This is a genomic window from Mycolicibacterium rhodesiae (assembly GCF_002086695.1).
GTDB classification, from domain to species: domain Bacteria; phylum Actinomycetota; class Actinomycetes; order Mycobacteriales; family Mycobacteriaceae; genus Mycobacterium; species Mycobacterium rhodesiae.
In genome coordinates this window covers 684,379-706,426 of the sequence record NZ_MVIH01000001.1, presented here as the reverse complement: position 1 = coordinate 706,426, position 22,048 = coordinate 684,379, and the positions used below count along the sequence as shown (strand labels likewise).

Below are 22,048 nucleotides of genomic sequence, written 5' to 3'. Positions count from 1 at the left end.
CTGATCGGCCGCTCCGCGGCCGGGTTACTCTGCCAGGCCGGACGCCACAGACCCGCCGTCGATTTCGCACCCTGATGGTCGAGTACTTGATGAATCCGTCGAACCAGCCAACTGCGTGACATCATCACGACCTCCTACCGCCGCGCCGCGCGCCGAAACATCGAGTATGGACATCTCGCCCGGCACAGCGGGACTGCCCAGGTTGACGTCGTCTAAACGTCGCGCAACAAATTGGCGCGCTCAACCACCGAAGAGCAGGTACAACCCGGTGAATGTGTAGGCCACCATCGTCAGCATCATCGTCAGCTGTCCGGTGATCTGATGGCCGGACGGCAGCAGCCGGATGGCTGCGTCGTGTGCCGCGACGACCCCTGCGATATGCCCGGCGACCACGAAGCAGACTTTGAGAGTGGCCAGCACGCCCGGGTGAGCGGACAGGACATAACTCACCTCGACGTCGCGCAGCCCGAACAGTGCAATCAGCGTCTGCTGCCCCTTCTCGACGAGGTACGAAAGATAGTGCGCGAACACATATCCGACGACGATCGGGATCAGCGAGTGCGCCATCAACCCGGGCAGCCGGCGCCGGCGCGCGCGGTCGATCCCCCCGGTGGCCTGTGACGCGCCCCAGAAGCTGAAACCGACCACGAGCACGAACACCAGCAGTCCGATACTGCGCGTCACTGCCGGGTTGATCCCGAGGCCGTCGGCGAAGTTTCGCCAGTCTGGGCTCGCCGAGAAGCTGTCGAACGCAGTCGATCCCAGCAGAACCGCCAGTACGGCAAGCGTTCCCGGCCGAACCGGCAGTGTCCGCAGATGGTTGAACGGGTTGACCCAGGCCAGTTGCCCGCTGTCACGATTGCGACCGAAAACCGCGAGCCGGGATGCCACCACGCTGTAGACATCGAACGGATCGGCGCGAGACAGCCATCGCGGACCGCACAACAGCGCACCGCCGAGCGCGACGACGACGTAGCAGGCCAGCCAGATCTTGATCCCCGTCAGCGATCCCGGATTCGGGCTGGCCAACTCCAGCCAGACGAAGGCGAACAAACCCACCGCGCCCGGCCAATACCCGAGCGGTTCCGGGTAGTCGCGCAGCGCGCGCGACGGCAGCAGGCCGACAACAGTCCGGATCGGCGAGATCACCCGCCACACCGGGCCGATCAACACCGACAACGCCGGAACGCCCACCCACAGCAACACGTAGAACGCGCCCGGCAGTGCGTTGCCGCCGTCCTGCGGCCCGATGACGCCGACAACCACAACCCAAATCGCCAGCGCCAAGGTTAGTCCGGCGACCACGGCCCGGGTGATCCTTGAATCGACCGCCCGCGTCAGCCAGTCCGGCAGCGAACGACCAGGCCGGTCAGGGTCGAATCGCGGTGTGCGCCACGCGAACGCCACCACGGCGAAGGTGAGCGTCAACGCCCACGCCGCGCCGATCAATGCGTACGAGTACGGAATCGGCAGGTCGGTGGAGCCACCGAGGCCGTGCGCCAGCACCGCCACAGACGGCTGGGTCACGGCTGGACTTGGATGGTCGCCACCGTCCGGTCGAGGTGATGGAGTTCGACGGCGACGCCGCCCGGAACCGCGACCGTGAACGAGAATTCCTGATCGGCTTCGGGTTTGACCTCGAACTCATGGTCGGGCGTGGAGTGCACGTGCAGTTCGTCGTCCGCGTCGCTGGTGACCCGCAGAGTGATCGGTTGGTTCACCTTTGCGGTCAGCGTCGCGTTGGTGGGTGTGACGGCACCTTTGGCGATGGTGATCTCGACGACCGGGCCGGCTGCCTGCGGCACCGGCGGCTTGGCCGAACTGCACCCCACTGCGGTCGCCAACACGGCGCTGGCCGCAATCAGCTTGGCCACCTTCACTTGTCATCCCCTTCAGAGTCGACGCCGGCCTCACCGCGACGACGGTCGCGGATGGCGATGAACAAGACCACACCCACCAAAACCACAGCCGGTGTCAGAGCCGGCAGCGCCAGCACGAGCGCATGGTGGGCGCCGTACGTGACGATCACACCTGCGGCCCCACCTTCGGCCGCGGCTCTTCGAGACGCGCGGGCTCCTCCTCGGTGCGATTGATCCGGCCACCGCCCCACGTCAGGGCGGCGATCAGGATCAGCGTGCAGATCAGCACCACCACACCCCCGGCGGCGAACAGCCACGTCGGGTGGTTGAGGTTGCGCTCACGCTGCAGGATCGTGATCTCCGGGACGAACGGACGGGTGCTGTTGAGTTCCGCGGGCACCGCTGGTGCGTTGATGCCCGGGTCTTCCGGCAGGTAGATCGGGACACCGGCCATCAGGGTGCCGTCCTGTACGCGCAGCAGCGTCTTCCACTGACCCCAGATCGGCACGGGGCGCGTCGAGCGGTAGTGGCCGGGCCCGACTTGCTCGAGACGGTCGACGACCAGGCCGCGCTCGTTGGTCAGCCCGCCCTGCCACGACAGGATCGTGACCCATTCGGGGCCGTCGCCGACCAGGCCCGGCGGGTTGATCCGTACATCGGCGTTGACCATCCGCTGTCCCGGCGGGCTCGGCAGGTCGGTCAATGTGATTGTGGCGGTGTCATTTTGGGGCACCTCAGTGCGCAGCCCGTTGAACACGGCGCCACCGATGGCCAGCACGGTGACGACCACGACGGTGATCCCGATCGCCGGCCGGGGCAGTCGCTGGCCGTTGAGGACGATCGACAGCAGCGCGCCGCACAGCCCCATCATGATCGCGACGGGGACCGCCATGGCCAACGCCTCGGGCCACATGCTCGTCGGCCACGGGTAGTGGTAGACCGCTCCCACCCACAGCGACTCCAACCACAGGCCGACGGTCCCCACACCCAGGCCGGCCACGGCGCCGAATAGGATCGGCCGCTTGGCCAGCGCGGTGAGGGCGAGGAGTTCGACGACCACCGCGGGCCCGAGGTACAGCGGGAACCAGCTGGTGGGCGCACCAAGGATCGGGCCGACGACCAGTGCGACTCCGCCGCGCAGACCGATCGCCAAGAGCGCGGCGATGATGGCCGCCCCACGGCCGAGGGTCAGTCGTGCGGCCACGAGTGCCATCGCAGCCGCGGCGCCGATCATCATCGGCTGCAACACCAACCGGAATTGTTCGACGCCGAAGTCGTATTCGATCTGGAAGACCGACAGGCCGACCACCAGACCGCCGAACGACAGGTACTGCAGGAACTTCACGAACCGGCTGTCCGGGGGTGCGTCGGCGCCCATCGCGCGGCGCCCCTCGTATTCGAGGTAGAGCACGGCGACCAGGGACAGGCCGGCGCCGCCGATCAGCATCAGATGAGTGGGTCCCCACAGCGTGACGTCCTGCCCGAAGATCCGGTGCCAGACATCGTCGAGCGGGAAGCCGATCAACGCGTACAGCCCGCAGCCGGCCATCAGCAGCCCGCCGACCGGGGCGTACCAGTGCCGGGTGATCCGCACGGCGGCCGAACCCGGCTTGTCGTAGGGCAGGACGACCGCCAGAACTCCGGCGATGAACAGCAGGAACAGTCCGAACAGGATGAAGTAGTGCGCCGGGTTGGCCAGCGGTCCGGGGTCGCGGCCCTTTCCGATGTGCAGGCTCACGTCCCAGATGAATCCGAACAATGCACAGATGAGTGTCGCCGAGAACAGCATGATGCTCAGCGCCACCCACGGCGGCCGCTTGAACTTGCTGCCGCCACGCTCGGCGATGTTCTTCAGCCAGGTGATGCGCTTGGTGCGGTGCTGGTAGCCGATCCACAGCAGCACAGCCGTGACGATCGCCGCCACCACGGACAAGCCGATCACCTGATCCAGAGCCGCGCCACCGCCTTCAGCGGTCGCCGCCAGAACCGTCGTACGTTCCCCACCGATCATCGTTGATCCGCCCCGCAGTCGAAGTCATGCCGGTTTCGGCCTGAAACTGTCCGCCGGAATACCCGGTACCGGCGGTCTCTACACGGAGTTTTTCACGGGGTCAGGCGCGGCGGGCGACCACGTCCACGAACAGCTTGTGCACCCGCCTGTCACCAGTCATTTCGGGGTGAAAAGCGGTGGCGAGGACCTGGCCCTGCCGGACCGCCACGATGTGCTCGCCGGCGCGTGCCAGGACCTGGACATCGGGACCGACACGTTCCACCCAGGGCGCCCGGATGAACACCGCGTGGGCGGGGCCGTCGAGGCCGTCGAAGTCGATGTCGCCCTCGAAAGAATCGACCTGGCGGCCGAAAGCATTGCGCCGCACCGTCATATCGATGCCACCGAGAGGCACCGCCTCGCGCCCCTCGGCGCCGGCATCGAGGATCTCGGTGGCCAGCAGAATCATGCCCGCGCACGACCCGTAGGCAGGCATGCCGTCGGCCAGGCGCGTGCGCAGCGGCTCCAGCAGCTCGAATTCGCGCAGCAGGTGGCTCATCGTGGTCGACTCACCACCCGGAATGATCAGGGCGTCGACGGCATCGAGCTCACTCGCGCGGCGCACGGTGGATGCTTCGGCACCGGCCTCGCGCAGGGCGGCCAGATGTTCCCGGGTGTCGCCCTGCAGGGCGAGCACGCCGACGCGGACCGGCGTGGACTGAGTCACGGCCCGGCGTACCCGCGCTTGTAGCGGGTCAGCCCCTCCTGCATGACCGCCGCGACCATCTCGCCGTACTGGTTGAAGATCTTGCCCTGGGTCAGCGACCGGCCACCGCACGACGACGGCGAGGACTGGTCGTAGAGAAGCCACTCGTCGGCGCGGAACGGCCGCATGAACCACATCGCGTGGTCCAGCGAGGCGACCATCAGGTGTTTGCGTTCCTCGACGTGGTTGACCTGCGCCGAGCCGAGCAGCGTGAGGTCGCTCATGTAGGCAAGCGCGCAGATGTGCAACACCGAATCGTCGGGCAGCGGGTCCTTGTGCTTGAACCACACCTGCTGCTGAGATGCCTTGCCGGGTAGTCGGGTCACCTGATCGCGCGGGACCATCCGGACGTCCCACTCCTCGAACTGTGCGAATCCCGCCTCGTCGAACACACCGCCCTTGGAGATGAAGCCGGGCAGGTCGTCGGGTGGCGGCGCGGCGGGCATCTCGTCCTGATGCTCGATGCCGCTCTGGTCGGTCTGGAATGACGCCGACATCGAGAAAATGGTCTCGCCGTGCTGGACCGCGTTGACCCGCCGGGTGACGAACGAACCGCCGTCGCGCAGCGCCTCGACGAGATAGACCGCCGGCGCGGTGGCGTCGCCGGGCCGCAGGAAATATCCGTGCAGGGAATGCACCTGGAACTTGGGGTCGACGGTGCGCACCGCCGACACCAGCGACTGACCGGCCACGTGGCCGCCGAATGTGCGCTGCAGGAACCCGGATTCGGGGCTGAACACCCGGCCGCGATAGATGTTGACCTCGAGCTGTTCCAGATCGAGGATCTCTTCGATTGCCACGTGGATTACCAGCCGCGCTGAGCGAGTCGGTGCGGCTCCGCGATCTCCTCCACGTTGATTCCGACCATGGGCTCACCCAGCCCTCGCGATACCCGCGCCAAGACGTCGGGATCGTCGTAGAAGGTGGTGGCCTTGACGATGGCGGCCGCCCGCACGGCGGGGTCGCCGGACTTGAAGATTCCCGAGCCGACGAACACACCCTCGGCGCCGAGTTGCATCATCATCGCCGCGTCGGCAGGGGTGGCGATGCCGCCCGCGGTGAACAACGTGACCGGCAGCTTGCCCGCCCGCGCAACCTCGACGACGAGGTCGTACGGCGCCTGCATGTCCTTGGCGGCGACGTAGAGTTCGTCCTCCGACAGCGACGTCAGCCTGCGGATCTCGGCACCGATCGAGCGCATGTGGGTGGTGGCGTTGGAGACGTCGCCGGTGCCTGCCTCACCCTTGGAGCGGATCATCGCCGCGCCTTCGGTGATGCGCCGCAACGCCTCACCCAGGTTGGTAGCACCGCAGACGAACGGCACGGTGAACTTCCACTTGTCGATGTGGTGGGTGTAGTCGGCCGGAGTCAGCACCTCGGACTCGTCGACGTAATCAACCCCGAGGCTCTGCAGGATCTGCGCCTCGACGAAGTGCCCGATGCGCGCCTTGGCCATCACGGGGATGGTGACCGCGGCGATGATGCCCTCGATCAGGTCGGGGTCGCTCATCCGGGCCACGCCGCCCTGGGCGCGGATGTCGGCCGGGACGCGTTCGAGCGCCATCACGGCCACCGCTCCGGCACCTTCGGCGATACGCGCCTGTTCGGGGGTGACGACATCCATGATGACGCCGCCCTTGAGCATCTCCGCCATACCGCGCTTGACCCGAGCGGTACCCGTCTGCGCGCTGGCCGAGCCGTTGGATCCAGCCGCGGTAGCTCCGGTTTCCACTGTCAATCCCTTCGTTTGATACGGATCCAGTCTAAAGGGCGATTCCAAACTGAATTTTTCACCGGTGGGCAGGAGCGAAGCGACCCGGGAATCGCCCCGCTCAGTGGATCGGGTGCAGCTCCCTGCGCGGGCCGCCCCGGCCGTCGGCCAGCGAGTTCGCCTCCTCGAGCAGTTCCCCGAGCTGCAGCGGATACACCCGCTGCCCGCTCGCGGCCAGCTCGACGATCGTGCTGGAGTCACACCATCTGTGGCCGTGAATGTACCGCAGTTCCAGCGGCGTCCGCCCGGCCGCGGTCGGTTCGAACCGGGCGGTGCGGTGTACGAAGTAGAACTCCTGGCTGGCGATGACGGCGCCGTTGAAATCGATGATCGACTCCCGGCGCCACACCGGCCCGACCATCGCGTCCGGGTCGACCCGCAGTCCGGTCTCTTCGTGGATCTCTCGGACCGCGGCATCGACCAGCCGTTCCCCGGGCAGCGCCTGCCCCCCAACGGTGAACCACCACCGCGGCGCCTCGCCGCCGGTGAAGGCCGGGTCGGATCCGCAGAACAACAGCACCGCGCCCTGGTCGTCGAGTAGAACCACCCGCGCCGATGTGCGGCGATCAATCTGATCGGAATCATCCGGGGTGGATTCGGGAACGCGCTCGGCGATCTCGAAGTAGGTCGGCAGTGGTGCGGTTCCGGCCAGCCGCAGCCACCGGACCGGACGCCGTTCACGTAAGGCCAGGGTGTCGCGCACGGCGTCGTTGTGGAACCGCCGGGCCAGCAGCACCCGCGCCTCGGCGTCAGCGAGCTCGGCCACCAACGACACCGGCATCGACGTGGGGTCGACCCTCGCCAGCGCGGCCGACAGCTCGTTCTCGGCGGCTTCGCGACCGCTTCGGGGCGCACGCTCGGCGGCATCGGCAAGCGCCGCAAGCCGCTTGCCTTCGGGTCGGCCGCGATAGGTGTCGGCTGCCACCGCGCGGGCCACCACCGCGCGCCGGGCCAGAGCCCCGTCGAGCGCCTGCCAGGACAGGTCGTAGCGGATGTGCAGACGGTCCAGCCGATTGGCGGTCTGCAGGGCCAGCAAGGCGCTGACCACCAGCACGACGATCAGGACGGCGGTCAACACCCAGTACAGCGGGGCAGGCACTTAGCCCAACCCCCGAGTCGCTTCGCTCCGGCCCGCCGAACCCGCCACCTGAACTTTGATGCCGGCCCCCGCGACGGTCTCATAGACCCGCATGATCTGGTCGGCCACCACCGGCCAGTCGTAGCGGCGCACCGCGACGTCGGCGGCTTTCACGTACCGCGCGCGCAGGGCGTCGTCGTCGAGCAGTTCGATCAGCGCGTCGGCCATCGCAGCTGAGTCGTCCACGGGAACCAGTCGGCCTGCCTTGCCGTCGAGCAGCACCCGCCGAAACGCGTCGAGGTCACTGGCCACCACGGGTGTGCCTGCGGCCATCGCCTCGACCAGCACGATTCCGAAGCTCTCACCACCGGTGTGCGGCGCGCAGTAGACGTCGGCGCTGCGCAGTGCGGCCGCCTTCTCGGCATCGTCGACCTGACCGAGGAACCTCAGGTGGCCGGCCAGCTCGCCGCACTCCTCCCGCAGCTTGTCCTCGTCACCGCGGCCGACGATCAAGATCTCGATGTCCTCGAACTGCTCGACGAGCCGGGGCAGCGCACCGACCAGGACCGCCATCCCCTTGCGTGGTTCGTCGAACCGCCCGAGGAACAGCACCGTCTTGCCGGGGCGCGGGTAACCGTCGAGGGGTCGCGCCGAGGCCAGAGCGGCCACGTCGACGCCGTTGGGAATCTCGACGGCGTCGGAACCCAGCGCTTCCATCTGCCAGCGCCGCGCCAGATCGGACACCGCGATCCGGCCGACGATCTTCTCGTGATACGGCCGCAGAATCCCCTGAAACACGCTGAGCGTCAACGACTTTGTGGTGGAGGTGTGGAAGGTCGCCACGATCGGGCCTTCGGCCGCCTGCAGGGCCAGCATCGACAGGCTGGGCGCGTTCGGCTCGTGCAGGTGCAGCACGTCGAAATCACCGCCGATGAGCCACTTCTTCACCTTGCGATGAGTGGCCGGGCCGAACCGCAGCCGCGCCACCGACCCGTTGTAGGGAATCGGAACCGCCTTGCCGCCGGAGACCACGTACTCCGGCAGCTGCACGTGCGGCGACGACGGGGCGAGCACGCTGACCTCGTGGCCGCGCCTGCGCATCACCTCGGCCAGCTGCAGAATGTGCGACTGCACCCCACCGGGCACGTCGAACGAGTACGGGCAGACCATCCCGATCCGCATCAGGGCTCCCTCAACCTGGCCTGTCGCTCATCGGACAGGTCGGCCAGCCACTGCGGCTGCATCATGTGCCAGTCCTCGGGGTGCGCGGCGATGTTGGTGCCGAACTGGTCGGCCAGTGCCTGGGTGATCACGCCGACATCACCGCTGGAGCAGTCCAACTCGGGGAAGAAGTCGACGACCCAGCCGTCATCGGTGAACCAGGAGTGCACCGGAATCAGAGCGGCGCCGGTGTCCAGAGCGAGCTTGGCCGAGCCGGCCGGCATCCGGGTGGCCTCTCCGAACAGATCGACCGGCACTCCCGAGCGACTCAGGTCGCGTTCGGCCATCAAACAGACAACGCGGTTATCCCGCAACCGCTCGACGAGCACCTCGTAGGCGGGTCGATCGCCGCCGGTCAGGGGCAGCACCTCGAAACCGAGACTTTCGCGGTAGTCGAGGAAGCGCTTGTACAGCGACTCCGGCTTGAGGCGCTCGGCGACCGTGGTGAAGGTGCCGTTGGCCTGGACCAGCCAGACCCCGGCCATGTCCCAGTTGCCACTGTGCGGCAGCGCGAGGACCGCTCCGCGTCCTGCGGCCAGGGCAGCCTCCAGGTACTGCTTGCCCGTCACCGCCTTGTCGATCTGGGCGCCAAGCGCTTTGTGGTCCATCGTCGGCAATCGGAACGCCTCCCGCCAGTACCGGGCGTAGGAGGCCAGCGAGGCACGAATCAGCGAGTCCGGCACCTCGGCGGGGGTGGCGCCGATCACTCGGGCCAGATTCTTACGCAGCTGCTCGGGACCGCCGCCTTGGGCCGCATACCAGGCACCGGCCTCGAAAGCGTTGCGCGCCACGAATTCCGGCATCGCACGCACCATCCGCCACCCCGCGGCGTAGCCGAGGTCGCTGAACAGATCGGTCCGAGGCAGCCGGTTGCGGCCGGCCGTCCATAGCTGCCCCGGGGTGGTGATCACGGCTCGGTGCCTTCGGCGTCGTCGCCGACCGGTTGCGCGGTGGCCGGCGTGATCTTGTCCATGGCTCCCGCACTGGAGCGCACCGAGTGCACCCGCTGGCCGACCGTGACCAGGCTGGTCACCGCCAGCAGCCACATCGCGATGGGCAACACCACCGGCATCGGGAAGAACGGCAGGTCGGAGAAGCCCGCTCCGACCAGCACGATGATCAGCCGCTCGGGTCGCTCGATCAGCCCGCCGCCGCCCTCGAGACCGCTGGCCTCCGCGCGCGCCTTGACGTAGGAGATGACCTGCGAGGTCACCAGGCAGATCATCGTGGCCACCGCCAGCGATGAGCTGTGCATGCTGAACGCCACCCACCACAACAGACCGCAGAAGATCGCGCCGTCGCTGATCCGGTCACAGGTGGCATCGAGCACAGCACCGAACCGGGTGCCGCCGCCGCGCTGGCGCGCCATCGCACCGTCGAGCATGTCGGCCAGCACGAAGACGAACACCGCCACCGAGCCCCACCAGAGCTGGCCGATCGGGAACATGATGAGCGCGGCCAGCACCGAGCCGGCGGTGCCGATGATCGTCACCATGTCGGGGGTCAGCCCGATCTTGAGCGCCCCCTTCGCCACCGGAGTGCTGAGCTTGGCGTACGCCGCCCGGGTCATCAGGTAGAAGTCGCTCACGGCTGAGCCACCCATTCGTCGGCCAGCAGCTTGCGGGTGTCGCGCAGCAGCTGCGGGATCACCTTCGTCTCACCGACGACGGTGATGAAGTTGGCGTCGCCGGCCCAGCGCGGCACCACATGCATGTGCAAGTGCTCGGCCAGCGAACCCCCGGCGGACTTACCGAGGTTGAGCCCGACGTTGAAGCCGTCCGGGCTCGACACCGACTTGATGACGCGAATCGCCTTCTGGGTGAACGCCATCAGCTCAGCGCTCTCGCCGGTGGACAGATCCTCCAGTTCCGACACGCGCCGGTACGGCACCACCATGAGATGGCCCGGGTTGTACGGATAGAGATTGAGCACGACGTAGACCTGCTCGCCGCGGGCCACCACCAGACCGTCCTCGTCGGGGAGGGTGGGGATGAAGGTGAACGGCTCCGAGGATCCCGCCGACCCCGCGGATCCCTTGTCCGCCTTGTTCGCGGGGACGTCGAGGATGTAGTTCATCCGGTGCGGCGTCCACAGCCGCTGCAGGCGGTCGGGTTCACCCGCGCCCCGATCGATGTACGCCTCCGCGTTGTCAGCCACCGTCGACCTTCACCAGTTCGGCTGTGGGGACGGCATTCTCGCGATCGGCGATCCATTTCACAATCGTCTCGACCGCCTGCCCGCGGGGCACTCCGTTGATCTGGGTGCGGTCACCGAACCGGAAGCTCACCGCGCCAGCCTCGACGTCGCGGTCGCCCGCGAGCAGCATGAACGGCACCTTCTGGTTGGTGTGGTTGACGATCTTCTTGGCCATCCGGTCGTCACTGCCGTCGACGTCGACCCGCACACCGCGCGATTTGAGTTCGGCGGCAACATCTTCCAGATACGGCAGGTGTGCGTCGGCCACCGGTATGCCGACCACCTGCACCGGTGCCAGCCATGCCGGGAAGGCGCCTGCGTAATGCTCGGTGAGTACCCCGAAGAACCGTTCGATCGAACCGAACAGCGCGCGGTGGATCAGCACCGGCCGCTGCCGGGAACCGTCGGCGGCGGTGTACTCCAACTCGAAACGGTCCGGCATGTTGAAGTCCAGCTGGATGGTCGACATCTGCCAGCTACGACCCAACGCGTCCTTGACCTGGACGGAGATCTTCGGTCCGTAGAACGCCGCGCCACCCGGGTCCGGCACCAGGTGCAGACCGGACGATTCCGCGACTTCCCGAAGTGTCTCGGTGGCTTCGTCCCACATCTCGTCGGAGCCGACGGCCTTCTCCTCGTTCTTCGTGGAGAGCTCCAGGTAGAAGTCGTTGAGACCGTAGTCGGCGAGCAGCTCGAGCACGAACCGCAGCAGCGAGGCGAGCTCGTCGCGCATCTGCTCGCGGGTGGTGTAGATGTGCGAATCGTCCTGCGTCATACCGCGCACGCGGGTCAGACCGTGCACCACGCCGGACTTCTCGTAGCGGTACACCGAGCCGAACTCGAAGAGCCGCAACGGAAGTTCTCGGTAAGACCGCCCGCGCGACCGGTAGATCAGGTGGTGCATCGGGCAGTTCATCGGCTTGAGGTAGTAATCCTGGCCCGGCTTGCGCAGCGTGCCGTCCTCGTTGAACTCGGCGTCGATGTGCATCGGGGGGAACATGCCGTCGGCGTACCACTCCAGATGGCCGGAGGTGATGTAGAGCTGTTCTTTGGTGATGTGCGGCGTGTTGACGAACTCGTAGCCGGCCTGCTCGTGCTTACGGCGCGAATAGTCCTCCAGCTCGCGGCGGATGATGCCGCCCTTCGGGTGGAAAACCGGTAGGCCCGAACCCAATTCGTCCGGGAAGCTGAACAGGTCCAGCTCCACGCCGAGCTTGCGATGGTCGCGGCGCTGCGCCTCCTCGATCAATTCGAGGTGGCGGTCCAGCGCCTCCTGCGATTCCCACGCCGTGCCATAGATGCGCTGCAGGCTGGCGTTGTTCTGGTCACCGCGCCAGTAGGCCGCCGAGCTGCGGGTGAGCTTGAAGGCCGGAATGTAGCGGGTGGTCGGAATGTGCGGACCGCGGCACAGGTCACCCCAAACCCGTTCACGTGTGCGGGGATTGAGGTTGTCGTAGGCGGTCAGCTCGTCGCCGCCGACCTCCATGATGTCAGCGTCGCCGGATTTGTCGTCGACGAGTTCGAGCTTGTAGGGCTCGTTGGCAAGTTCGGCGCGGGCTTGGTCCTTGGACTCGTAGACCCGGCGCGAGAACAGCTGACCGTCCTTGACGATCTTGGCCATCCGCTTCTCGAGCTTCTCCAGGTCCTCGGGCGTGAACGCCTCGGGCACGTCGAAGTCGTAGTAGAAACCGTCGGTGATCGGCGGTCCGATACCGAGCTTGGCCTGCGGGAAGAGTTCCTGCACAGCCTGAGCCAGAACATGGGCGGCCGAGTGCCGGATCACGCTGCGGCCGTCCTCGGTGTCGGCGGCCACCGGGATGACCTCGACGTCGGCGTCCGGCGTCCAGCTCAGGTCACGCAGCTTGTCCTCGGCGTCGCGCACCACGACAATCGCGCCGGGTTCGCCGCGGCTCGGCAGGCCTGCGTCGCGCACCGCAGCGCCCGCGGTAGTCCCGGCAGGCACCCGGATCGGTGCTGCTGGGGCGGGGTGTGCGGGGGCGGTCATCGCTGGCCTCTTTCGGCGTCGTGGGGCTCACTTGCGATTCTCGCCGGGGGCGGCAGGAATCGCCGACCATGCTATCGGGGTGCTGGTCAGGCGCCGAGGCCGATGGGGCTGTGCAAGGCCGGATGGTCGAAGCCCAGCAGTCCCGCAGACCAGCCGACCGCGCCGAACAGCCACAGCGTGGCGACCACGACCGCGGCGGTGAACACCGCACCCAGCGCCTGAACCCACCTGCCCTGCCTGCGGAACCATGACATGACACTGTCGTAGCGGTCCCGGGTGAACGACAGGGTGCGGTGGGCCCAATAGAACTCGCTCGCCAATATCGCGAGCCCGACGAACACGATCGCCCAGCCGGGGCCCGGGTACGGAATGGCGACGATCCCGACGGCAAGAATGGCGAGCCCCACGACGCCAACGACCGCCCGGTAGACGAAATCGGCGACCGGGCGGTGCCTCAACCGCTCCCGCCGGTGCTTCCACTGCTGCAGTAATCGCTTCACGGTTGACCTGGTTTCAGCAGCACGAAAAGCCCCTCACCGTCGGCCAGCAGATCGTCGCCGTCGCACAGCCGGATGTCGACGTAGATCTTGCGCCCCTCGGTGCGCACGACACCGGCCTCGACCTGGAGTTCTGTCTCGATGGGCACGATCTTGCGGTAGTTGACGTGCAGGTAGGCGGTGCGCTGATACGGCCCGCCGGTGAGCACGAAAGACGTCTTGCCGAGCACCGAGTCAAAGAGGTGGGCAATCAGGCCGCCGTGCACGGCCCCGTTGCGGCCCAGGTGATAGCGACGGAACCGGGCCCAGCCGCGCAGCCGTCCGTCCTCGCCGATTTCTGTCTCGTTGGGAATGGACAGGATGTTGCCCCGCATCGGCAGGTCGGTGCGGCGGCCCGATGGTGTGGTCCATTCGTCGGCGTCGTACGGCGTCAACAGCGCCGACGCCCGCTCGAGGAGATCGGCGGCCTCGGTGATCACGTCGTCCGGCGCGTCGACGGCGCGGGCATGGTCTTGAAGGTCGCGCACCGCGTCGATGAACCGGCCGTAATCGGGCCCACCCCGGCCCGTCGGCACCGGCGGGTTGAATCCGCCACCGGGATGGAGTGCCGCCGTCATGTCCTCTACCACCTGGTTACCGTATGCGGCCGGATGCGAGCCGCTCACGTCGAGAGTACGTAAGCAATGGCAGGCTGTAGCGGTGAAGCTCAGCGACCTGGCCGGCCGGCCGTTGACCTACGCCGAGGTGGGCGCGACGGCGGCGGGTCTGCCGGCGGGTTACCACCATGTGCGGTTGTCCTCGTGCATTGGCAGGGGGCGGGCGCGCTTCGAGCGCGCGGCGGACTCGGTGATGCGCTACGGGATGCTGCGCGGTGCCGGTCTGCGGGTCGCCGCCACCACGGAGGTGGCCGAGGTGGGCACCGACGTGCTCGGGCGGCTGGGTCCGTTCGCCGCACCCTGTCGGGTGGTGTACGTGGTCGACGAGACCAACCGCCGCGGCTTCGCCTACGGCAGCCTGCCCGGCCACGCTGTCTCCGGTGAGGAGATGTTCGGCGTTCGCTTCAACCCCAGCGATGAGTCGGTACACGCCGAGGTGGTGGCGTTCTCGACGCCGGCCACGTGGTGGAGTCAGGTCGGAGCGCCGGTCGCTGCGCTGGTTCAGCGGGTGATCACTCGGCGCTACCTGTCGGTGGTCTAGGCGCCGCCCGCTCGGTCGCGACGTCTACTTGATAGGACAGGATCGCCAGGCCGAAGAGACCGATCGACAGGGTGATCAGAGCGGCGAATCCTTCGGTCGCGAAATGCACCAGCGCACTGAGGAAGGTGAACACCAGCGCCCCGGTGCGGAGCAGCCGCAGCGGCCATAACTTTGTCGTACGCGGCAGCGCGATCATCGCAGGCAACGCGATCGCCAGGGTCAGTGCGGCGCCGACCATCAGGATGAGGGTCGCCGGGGTTTTGCCGGCCAGATGGATCGAGACATGGCTGTCTTGGTAGAAGTAGCCGCCCAACGCGATCCCCAGCGCGTGGAAGAGCAAGCCGAAGACCGCACCGCCCACCAATAGCCAGCCCACCCACGGCACCCACTTCGGGCTTCGAAACACGTTGGGAATCAGACGTTCTGCCCATCGCCGCGCGCGGTAGCCGCGATCGGTGGCGTGCGCTGCCGAGAGCAACAACGCGCGGACATGCTCGACGTCATCGGTCGACGCTCCCCTGGCTCGGGCGTACTCGACGAGTCGCAGACCGATCTCGCGGCGATGGTCGGGCAGTCCGCGCGCCACACCGTCGGTGGCGATCGCCGCCGACGACGCCAGGCATTCACGCGCACTGAGCGGTCGGATCGCCCGCACTATGCGCGCGACGGCGAGGATCAGGCAGACCAGGACATACATGATCTCCGCGGACGGTCCGTAGAAGTAGTCGTTGTCCTTGGTGACGAACTTGCCCACCTCGTCGAGGAACAGGCCGAAGCCGATCCCGCCCAACACCACGGCCAGCGACCGCGGGCCTGAGCCCAGAACCATCCAGCCGGTCAGCAAGGCGATCATCATCAAGGCTCCGCCCCACAGCGCATGCGCAATGTGTAGATCGCCACCGCCGACCTGCGGGTAGCCGGTGAGTTGCAGATAGAGCCGGGTCAGCAGGATCGTCGCGATCGCGATGATGACGAAGGCCTCGGCCGACGTCAGACCAGTGGCGTTACGGGTGATCGGTCCGCGACGCACGCGGGTCTGCTCGGTCATCGAAATCTCCTCAGCGCCGATGTTGCACTATCCATCGTGGCGGGTATGGCATCTGCCATGTCGGTCGACCGTGGATTCTCCGTTGCGGACGCCGCTGCGCGCATCGGCGACATCACTCGGCGCCTGTACGAACGGCGAAGCCTCGAGGGCGGGGTGGCCGCCGAACTGGTGGAGCATGCTGTCGCGGAATTACCCGGTGCGGAGTACGCGAACATCACTGTGACGGCAGGCCAATTCGAGATCGACACCCCGGCGGCGACCAACCAGGCGGCGATCCGGATCGACGACATTCAACGCCGCACCGGAGAAGGCCCGTGTCTGTCGACCGCATGGGAGCACCGAGTGGTCCACGTGGAGGATCTTTCCCGCGAGACACGCTGGCCGAACTTCTGCACCCATGCGCTGCAGACCACGGCGGTACGCAGCATCATGGGTTTTCAGCTGTTCATCACGGACAGGTCGATAGGCGCGCTGAACATCTTCGCCGACCGTCCACATGCGTTCGACGACCAAACCCGCCAGCTCGGTTCGCTGTTCGCGGCGCACTCGGCGTTGGTCTGGGACGCGGCCCGACGCGAATCACAGTTTCAGGAGGCTTTGGCCAGCCGCGACATCATCGGGCAGGCCAAGGGCATGATCATGGAGCGCTACAGCAAGGACGCCACCCAGGCGTTCGAGATGTTGCGGCAGCTGTCGCACGACACGAACGTGCCGTTGGCCGAAGTCGCGGCCAGGATCGTCGATGCGGCACAGGCACATCCGCGCTGACGGTATCTCAGACACTGAGCGTTCGCGGCAGTCCGAATCGCGGCATCACATCGTTGTCGAACCGGGTCAGCCCGCAGATCCGCGGACCGGCTAGATCGAGGACCAGCAGACCGGCGGCGTGCCAAACGGGGTCGACGCCGGTTGCGAGATAAGCCCCGAACGCCGGCTGACCGTTGGCCCGGGTGGCCACCAGCGTGTACCTCCGTTTGCCGAAGACCTTGGCATAGAAGCCCGCGACAGCGTCGCGGCCGTGGTACTCCAGCGGGATCGGCGGCATGGAGATCCGTACGTCGGTGGTCAACAGACGCACCAAAGCCTCGACGTCACCGGTTTGGTATGCCCGCACGAAGTCCGCAACCAGCGCCTGCTCCGACGACGAATTCGGTTGCGGCGGTTCGATATCCCGGCTCCGCCTTCCGACCGTCCCACGTGCCCGTTTCAGCGCGCTGTTCACCGAAGCGACTGTGGTGCCCAGCATCTCGGACACCTCGGCGGCTCGGTAGCCGAGCACGTCTCGCAGCAGGAGCACGGCGCGCTGGCGCGCCGGTAGCAACTGCAGCGCGGTGATGGACGCCAGGGAGATGGCTTCCCGCTGCTCGTATACCGCTTCCGGGCCGAGGGCAGACGTGTCCGCGAAGTCCAGCAGATGGTCCGGCATGGGCTCCAGCCAGACGATGTCGCCGTAGTGCGTCGGCTCGGGCAGGTCATTCTCGGCGATGCCGACCTCCGTAGCCGCGCGTTTTCTCCGCCCGGACCGCAGCGCGCTCAGACACTGATTTGTGGCTATGCGGTACAGCCACGTCCGGACCGATGCCCGCTCCTCGAATCCGTCCAGCGCGCGCCAGGCCGCCAGCAACGTGTTCTGAACCATGTCCTCGGCGTCCTGCACCGAGCCGAGCATCCGATAGCAGTGCACCTCGAGTTCGCGACGATGCGGTTCGGTCAGCATGCGGAACGCGTCGCTGTCGCCGGCCCGCGCTTGTTCGATCAGATCGTCTGTCATGCCACGCCACCGCTTCACCTCACACGTGTCGCCGACCCAGCGCGGCGCCCACCGGTACTGACGTTCGCGAGCCCGAAAAGTGATCGTGCGATCGCCGCCCACTTTTGACGGACCCACGCATCTACCTCTTCGACAGGTTTCACGCTGAGGCGATAAGGATCGACATGACCGAACCAGGTGAACTGAAGGTGCTCGTGGTGGGGGCCGGCCGAGGCTTGGGACGCGGCGTCGCCGCCGCGTTCGCCAACTCGGGGAACGACGTCGTCGCGCTCGCACGCGACGGCGCATCGCTGGCCGGATTGACGGACATCCATCCCACCGTCCGCACGCACGTCGCCGATGCGTCGGACGCCGATGCGGTGCGGCGCGTCCTGGATGAGCATCAACCGAACACCGTGATCGTGGTCGCGGGCGCCACCCCGGTGATGCGTGCACTGGTGCACCAGTCCTGGGAGACGTTCTCGGTCAACTGGGACGCCGATGTGAAGATCGCCTTCACCTGGGCGCGGGAAGCCCTTCTCAAGCCGCTGCCGCGGGGCAGCAAGGTCGTCATCGTCAGCAGCGGTGCCGCGCTGAACGGATCCCCACTCAGCGGAGGGTACGCCGGGTCCAAGGCCACTCAACGGTTCATCGCTCAGTACGCCCAACTGGAATCGGAGCGCGCCGATCTGGGGATCACGTTCACCACCGTCATGCCGAGGATGACACCGGCCGGCGACGTCGGACGCGCAGGTATTCGGGCCTACGCACGCCAGGCCGGCTCGACCGAGGACGCGTTCATCCAGCAGCTCGAACCGGTGATCACGCCGGAGATCGCGGGCCAGGCCATGGTCGACCTGGTGAACCGCGACACCGCCGACTCCGCCGCGGGCTACGTGTTGACCGGGGTGGGCCTGGCTCCGCTGACCTGACCCGCTGACCGGCGAAGTGTGAAAACGCCGCAGATCGGCTACAGAATTGACGTGGCTGCTGCTGATTTCGACCGCGCGGTGATCGTCGTCCCCGCCCACAACGAGGCATCGGCCCTGCCGGACTGCCTGACTGCGATTGCGGCTGCGGCCGAGCGGGCGGATATTCCGGTCACGGTGGTGGTCGTCCTGGACAGTTGCAACGACGGCAGCAACGCATTGGCGGAACGTTTCGGCACCGATGTGCACTTCCTCGAGATCGATGCACACAACGTGGGCAAGGCGCGTGCCGCCGGCTTTTCGTTCGCCCGCGACCAGGGTCTGACTGGTCCGACTACCTGGTACGCGACCACCGACGCGGACAGCCGCGTTGACCCCAACTGGCTGCTGCGCCAGCTCAGCGCGGATGCCGACATGATTCTCGGCGTCGTGCGCATCGCCAACTGGCGGCAGATCCCGGTGACCGCGGTCCGGCGTTACCTTCGCGCGTACCACGCCAAAATCCAGCCAGGCCGGGTCGCGCACGATCATGTCCACGGCGCGAACATGGGCTTCGCGGCCGACGCCTACTGGCACGTCGGTGGATTCGATGCGCTGACAAGCGACGAGGACGTCGACCTGGTCCATCGATTCGAAGTCGTCGGATTCCGGATCCGCCGCGACACCCGGCTCTCGGTGGCCACGTCCGCACGCCAGATCGGGCGCGCCCCAGCAGGATTCGCCGCCCACCTCAGGGGGATGCTGGGCGATCCGCAACGCGACTCGGCATGACCCGCACGACTGTGCAGCGCTGGCTGGACGCCGGCGAGCTGGACCTCCCCTTACCGGGCTCGGGTGGCACCCTGATCCGCTGGCAGGCACTGGCCGCGTTGTGTGAACGCGATGTGGTGGCCGGCAGGCTGGCGGAGGCGCACACCGACGCGATTGCGATCCTTGCCGAGCTGAACGGGCCTGCGGCGCAGCCGGACCGGCTGTGGGGTGTGTGGGCAGCCGAGGCCCCCGGCGCCACTGTCACCGCGCATCACGACGGTGATGACGTGACGTTGAGCGGTATCAAGGCCTGGTGCTCCGGCGCCGGGCTGTGTGCCGACGCGCTGGTGACCGCGCAGACGGACACGGGAGCCCGCGGCCTCTACGCGGTCGACCTGCACGGCCCGGGCGTTGAGCCGTTACCGAGCACGTGGCGTAACGCGGGCATGGCCGACTCGGACACCCGCTCCGTGCAATTCAGCGCCGCGCCTGCCACCCCGGTCGGCGGTCCCGACGAGTACCTGACCCGACCGGGCTTCTGGCACGGCGCGGCCGGCGTCGCGGCCTGCTGGCTGGGTGCGGCCCGCGCCGTGGCCGCAGCGCTGTATCGTGCGGTCGCCGCTCATCAGGACCAGAACCCTTACACTGCAGCGCATCTCGGTGCCGTCGACACCGCCCTTGCCGCGGCGGAGGCCCTGATGACCAGCACTGCCGGGCAGGTCGACGCGGCCCCACACAGCGCCGGCCAGGTGGCAGCCCGGCGGCTGCGGGCGGCCGTCGAAACCGCCGTCGACGAGGCCATCGGCCGAACCGCACGGGCGCTGGGCCCCGCACCACTGGCCATGGATGAAGCCCATGCCCGCCGGGTTGCCGATCTGACCATGTACGTCAGGCAGAGTCACGCCGAAAGGGATCTCGCCGCGCTGGGTCTGCTGGTGGCCCGATGAGCGCACCGATTGGCAACGCGGCACGGTTTGCGGCCGCACCGATCTCCGGCGGGGGAACACCCGCCGACGAATGGCTCCTGAAGAAGGACACGTTCCCGTCGTTACCGCTGGATCAGTGCCCTGGTCTGGTCGTGGTGGCACCCCATCCTGACGACGAGACACTCGGCTTCGGGGCGGCGGCCTGCGGAATCGCCGCCCGCGGCGTCGACGTTCGCACCGTCATCGCCAGCGACGGCGGTGCAGCGTGGCCGGGCCTGTCACCTTCCGAGCAGGCTCGGCTGGAAGAGTCCAGGCGCTGTGAATCACGAACCGCGGCAGCGGTTCTGGGCCTTCCCACGCCGACGTTTCTCGGGCTCCCCGACGGCCGGCTGGCCGAGAACGAATCCCGACTCGCCGACATTCTCACCGATATCCTGGCCGGCCGCCCTACGGGCACGTGGTGCGCGGCGACGTGGCGCGGCGATGGTCATCCCGATCACGAGGCCGTCGGTCGGGCCGCTGCCATTGCCACCGCCCGCACCGGGACTGTTCTCCTGGAGTATCCGATCTGGATGTGGCACTGGGCCTGTCCCGGTGATGACGCAGTGCCCTGGCAGAACGCAGTACAACTGGTCGCGGATCCGGTTGCCGTGCAACGCAAACGCGAGGCAATCACGTCATTCCGCAGCCAACTCGAATGCGACGCCGCCGGGCGCGAGCCGATTCTGCCGCCCCACGTGCTGGAGCGACTGGATCGGGTGGGAGAAGTGGTGTTCCGATGACGTCCGGCCTGCCGCACAGCTACTTCGACGCCCTCTACGCCGAGTCAGCCGATCCGTGGGAGCTCGCGTCGCGGTGGTACGAACGGCGCAAATACGCGATCACGCTGGCCCTTCTCCCCCACGAGCGGTACCGGCACGCCTTCGAGCCGGGATGCTCGATCGGAGTGCTCACCGAACAGTTGAGCGCCCGATGCGATCACGTGACGGCCGTCGACGTCGCCGACGCCGCGCTGGCGCACGCCGATGCCCGGTTGCGCGCCAGTGGGCGTCGCGACACAGTCACACTGCTGCACCGGTCATTCGACACCGACTGGCCGGCAACCGATTTCGATCTGGTGATGATCTCCGAAGTCGGCTACTACTTCGATGCCGCGACGCTGCGGGAAACGCTCGCCCGGGAAATCCCCCGGCTGCGGCCGAACACCACGATCCTCGGCGCGCACTGGCGCCACCCGGTGTCCGACTATCCGCTGTCCGGTGATGCCGTTGCCGCAATCATCGCCGCTACACCCGGATTACACCGGATCGGCGGATACCAGGACGACGACGTCATCATCGAGGTGTTCGATACCGGCTCGGCGCAGTCGGTCGCAGCGCGCACGAGCGTTCCCGGGGCATGACGCCACATTCACGAATATTCAGGGTATTGCGCCGCCTTCAGTCGGCGCGCGAGATGGACCGCGTTACGCGCGGCCGCACTGGTTGCCGACGCCACCGCTTCGGGGACCGCGTCGAGGTCCTTGTAGTCCGTTGACTGCATCGCCTCACCATTCCAATAGGTGGACCCCTGGGCGGGGATGCTGTAGCCGACATCGTTGAGCGCCTGGAAGAGATCGGCGATCACCTTGTGCGCGCCGTCCTCGTTGCCGACCACGCTGACTATCGCCACCTTGCCGACCAGCACCGGGCGGTCCGCGTCATCGGTGTTCGACAGTTCGGCGTCAAGACGCTCCAGGACACGCTGAGTGACGCTGGAGTGATGCCCGAGCCACACCGGGGTGCTGATCAGCAGGATGTCCGCGTCGAGCACCTTGGTTCTGATACCCGGCCACTGATCGCCGTCGCCCATGTCGTCCTCCACACCGGGAGCAATCGCAAAATCAACGGCGCGGATGGACTCGCAGTCGACCCCTTGATCACGCAAGGTCGCAAAGACGTGTTCAGCGATCAGTTCGCTGCTCGACGATGCCGGGCTGGGCTTCAGACTGCACACCAGTGCCAGCGCTTTCAGGGTCTGTTCGGGACCGGTCACACCCGCCGGTGTGCCCGCATCCCGATCAGGT

At 67.3% G+C, this 22,048-nt stretch carries 25 protein-coding genes; 7 read left to right on the top strand and 18 right to left on the bottom strand.

Annotation, left to right across the window (positions count from 1 at the left end; all coding sequences use genetic code 11):
• Nucleotides 1-240: 240 nt before the first annotated feature.
• From BST42_RS03420 to BST42_RS03355, 15 genes are all read right to left on the bottom strand, one after another.
• A complete protein-coding gene (locus BST42_RS03420; protein ID WP_083117094.1) occupies nt 241-1,527 on the bottom strand; it encodes a hypothetical protein in 1,287 nt (428 codons plus the stop codon).
• Complete coding sequence (locus BST42_RS03415; protein WP_083117283.1) at nt 1,524-1,865, bottom strand: cupredoxin domain-containing protein; 342 nt, start codon at nt 1,863-1,865, stop codon at nt 1,524-1,526. The genes BST42_RS03420 and BST42_RS03415 overlap by 4 nt, the downstream gene beginning before the upstream one ends.
• Before the next feature lie 11 nt (nt 1,866-1,876).
• On the bottom strand, nt 1,877-2,029 hold the full coding sequence (locus BST42_RS29530; RefSeq protein WP_165760770.1) for a hypothetical protein: 153 nt from the start codon (nt 2,027-2,029) through the stop codon (nt 1,877-1,879).
• A complete protein-coding gene (locus BST42_RS03410; protein ID WP_083117093.1) occupies nt 2,026-3,870 on the bottom strand; it encodes a hypothetical protein in 1,845 nt (614 codons plus the stop codon). Before BST42_RS03410 ends, BST42_RS29530 begins: the two co-directional genes overlap by 4 nt.
• Nucleotides 3,871-3,970: 100 nt before the next feature.
• On the bottom strand, nt 3,971-4,576 hold the full coding sequence (pdxT, locus tag BST42_RS03405) for a pyridoxal 5'-phosphate synthase glutaminase subunit PdxT (protein ID WP_083117092.1): 606 nt from the start codon (nt 4,574-4,576) through the stop codon (nt 3,971-3,973).
• Entirely contained in the window at nt 4,573-5,415 is an 843-nt protein-coding gene (gene tesB, locus BST42_RS03400; protein ID WP_036338322.1) for an acyl-CoA thioesterase II, read from the bottom strand. The genes pdxT and tesB overlap by 4 nt, the downstream gene beginning before the upstream one ends.
• 5 nt (nt 5,416-5,420) lie before the next feature.
• On the bottom strand, nt 5,421-6,347 hold the full coding sequence (pdxS, locus tag BST42_RS03395) for a pyridoxal 5'-phosphate synthase lyase subunit PdxS (RefSeq protein ID WP_083117091.1): 927 nt from the start codon (nt 6,345-6,347) through the stop codon (nt 5,421-5,423).
• Nucleotides 6,348-6,447: 100 nt separating this feature from the next.
• Nucleotides 6,448-7,485 (bottom strand): NUDIX hydrolase, encoded by a 1,038-nt coding sequence (locus tag BST42_RS03390; RefSeq protein ID WP_237159184.1) that lies wholly within the window; start codon nt 7,483-7,485, stop codon nt 6,448-6,450.
• On the bottom strand, nt 7,486-8,646 hold the full coding sequence (locus BST42_RS03385; protein ID WP_083117090.1) for a glycosyltransferase family 4 protein: 1,161 nt from the start codon (nt 8,644-8,646) through the stop codon (nt 7,486-7,488). It abuts the gene before it with no gap.
• Nucleotides 8,646-9,551 carry a phosphatidylinositol mannoside acyltransferase gene (locus BST42_RS03380; protein WP_264049066.1) on the bottom strand — a complete coding sequence of 302 codons (906 nt, stop codon included), beginning with the start codon at nt 9,549-9,551 and terminating at the stop codon, nt 8,646-8,648. Before BST42_RS03380 ends, BST42_RS03385 begins: the two co-directional genes overlap by 1 nt.
• 41 nt (nt 9,552-9,592) lie before the next feature.
• Nucleotides 9,593-10,273 carry a phosphatidylinositol phosphate synthase gene (pgsA, locus tag BST42_RS03375; protein ID WP_083117088.1) on the bottom strand — a complete coding sequence of 227 codons (681 nt, stop codon included), beginning with the start codon at nt 10,271-10,273 and terminating at the stop codon, nt 9,593-9,595.
• Nucleotides 10,270-10,842, bottom strand: coding sequence for an ATP adenylyltransferase (locus BST42_RS03370; RefSeq protein WP_237159183.1), 573 nt, complete (start codon nt 10,840-10,842; stop codon nt 10,270-10,272). Before BST42_RS03370 ends, pgsA begins: the two co-directional genes overlap by 4 nt.
• A complete protein-coding gene (thrS, locus tag BST42_RS03365; RefSeq protein WP_083117087.1) occupies nt 10,835-12,886 on the bottom strand; it encodes a threonine--tRNA ligase in 2,052 nt (683 codons plus the stop codon). The genes BST42_RS03370 and thrS overlap by 8 nt, the downstream gene beginning before the upstream one ends.
• 86 nt (nt 12,887-12,972) lie before the next feature.
• The gene (locus BST42_RS03360; protein ID WP_083117086.1) at nt 12,973-13,386 is read right to left on the bottom strand and encodes a TIGR02611 family protein; all 414 of its coding nucleotides are present in this window, start codon (nt 13,384-13,386) and stop codon (nt 12,973-12,975) included.
• On the bottom strand, nt 13,383-14,000 hold the full coding sequence (locus BST42_RS03355) for a PaaI family thioesterase (protein ID WP_083117280.1): 618 nt from the start codon (nt 13,998-14,000) through the stop codon (nt 13,383-13,385). The genes BST42_RS03360 and BST42_RS03355 overlap by 4 nt, the downstream gene beginning before the upstream one ends.
• Before the next feature lie 82 nt (nt 14,001-14,082).
• On the opposite strand from BST42_RS03355, the gene BST42_RS03350 reads away from it, so the two are divergent.
• Entirely contained in the window at nt 14,083-14,580 is a 498-nt protein-coding gene (locus tag BST42_RS03350) for a DUF1990 domain-containing protein (protein WP_083117085.1), read from the top strand.
• Here the strand turns inward: BST42_RS03350 and BST42_RS03345 are convergent.
• Complete coding sequence (locus tag BST42_RS03345; RefSeq protein ID WP_083117084.1) at nt 14,552-15,628, bottom strand: hypothetical protein; 1,077 nt, start codon at nt 15,626-15,628, stop codon at nt 14,552-14,554. The genes BST42_RS03350 and BST42_RS03345 overlap by 29 nt on opposite strands.
• A 45-nt stretch (nt 15,629-15,673) precedes the next feature.
• On the opposite strand from BST42_RS03345, the gene BST42_RS03340 reads away from it, so the two are divergent.
• Nucleotides 15,674-16,396, top strand: a complete 723-nt coding sequence (locus BST42_RS03340; RefSeq protein ID WP_237159182.1) for a GAF and ANTAR domain-containing protein — start codon at nt 15,674-15,676, stop codon at nt 16,394-16,396.
• Nucleotides 16,397-16,403: 7 nt separating this feature from the next.
• On the opposite strand, the gene BST42_RS03335 is transcribed toward BST42_RS03340, so the two are convergent.
• Nucleotides 16,404-17,399, bottom strand: coding sequence for a sigma-70 family RNA polymerase sigma factor (locus BST42_RS03335; RefSeq protein ID WP_083117279.1), 996 nt, complete (start codon nt 17,397-17,399; stop codon nt 16,404-16,406).
• Between the two features lie 164 nt (nt 17,400-17,563).
• Between BST42_RS03335 and BST42_RS03330 the strand changes: the two genes are divergently transcribed.
• From BST42_RS03330 to BST42_RS03310, 5 genes are read left to right on the top strand one after another with little or no spacing between them, the layout of a single operon-like run.
• Nucleotides 17,564-18,310 carry an SDR family NAD(P)-dependent oxidoreductase gene (locus BST42_RS03330; protein WP_083117082.1) on the top strand — a complete coding sequence of 249 codons (747 nt, stop codon included), beginning with the start codon at nt 17,564-17,566 and terminating at the stop codon, nt 18,308-18,310.
• Nucleotides 18,311-18,361: 51 nt separating this feature from the next.
• Nucleotides 18,362-19,078, top strand: coding sequence for a glycosyltransferase family 2 protein (locus tag BST42_RS03325; protein ID WP_237159181.1), 717 nt, complete (start codon nt 18,362-18,364; stop codon nt 19,076-19,078).
• Nucleotides 19,075-20,004, top strand: a complete 930-nt coding sequence (locus tag BST42_RS03320; RefSeq protein WP_083117081.1) for an acyl-CoA dehydrogenase family protein — start codon at nt 19,075-19,077, stop codon at nt 20,002-20,004. Before BST42_RS03325 ends, BST42_RS03320 begins: the two co-directional genes overlap by 4 nt.
• On the top strand, nt 20,001-20,765 hold the full coding sequence (locus BST42_RS03315) for a PIG-L deacetylase family protein (protein ID WP_083117080.1): 765 nt from the start codon (nt 20,001-20,003) through the stop codon (nt 20,763-20,765). Before BST42_RS03320 ends, BST42_RS03315 begins: the two co-directional genes overlap by 4 nt.
• Entirely contained in the window at nt 20,762-21,385 is a 624-nt protein-coding gene (locus tag BST42_RS03310; protein WP_083117079.1) for an SAM-dependent methyltransferase, read from the top strand. Before BST42_RS03315 ends, BST42_RS03310 begins: the two co-directional genes overlap by 4 nt.
• 8 nt (nt 21,386-21,393) lie before the next feature.
• On the opposite strand, the gene BST42_RS03305 is transcribed toward BST42_RS03310, so the two are convergent.
• A complete protein-coding gene (locus tag BST42_RS03305; protein ID WP_083117078.1) occupies nt 21,394-22,017 on the bottom strand; it encodes a flavodoxin family protein in 624 nt (207 codons plus the stop codon).
• Between the last annotated feature and the right edge of the window lie 31 nt (nt 22,018-22,048).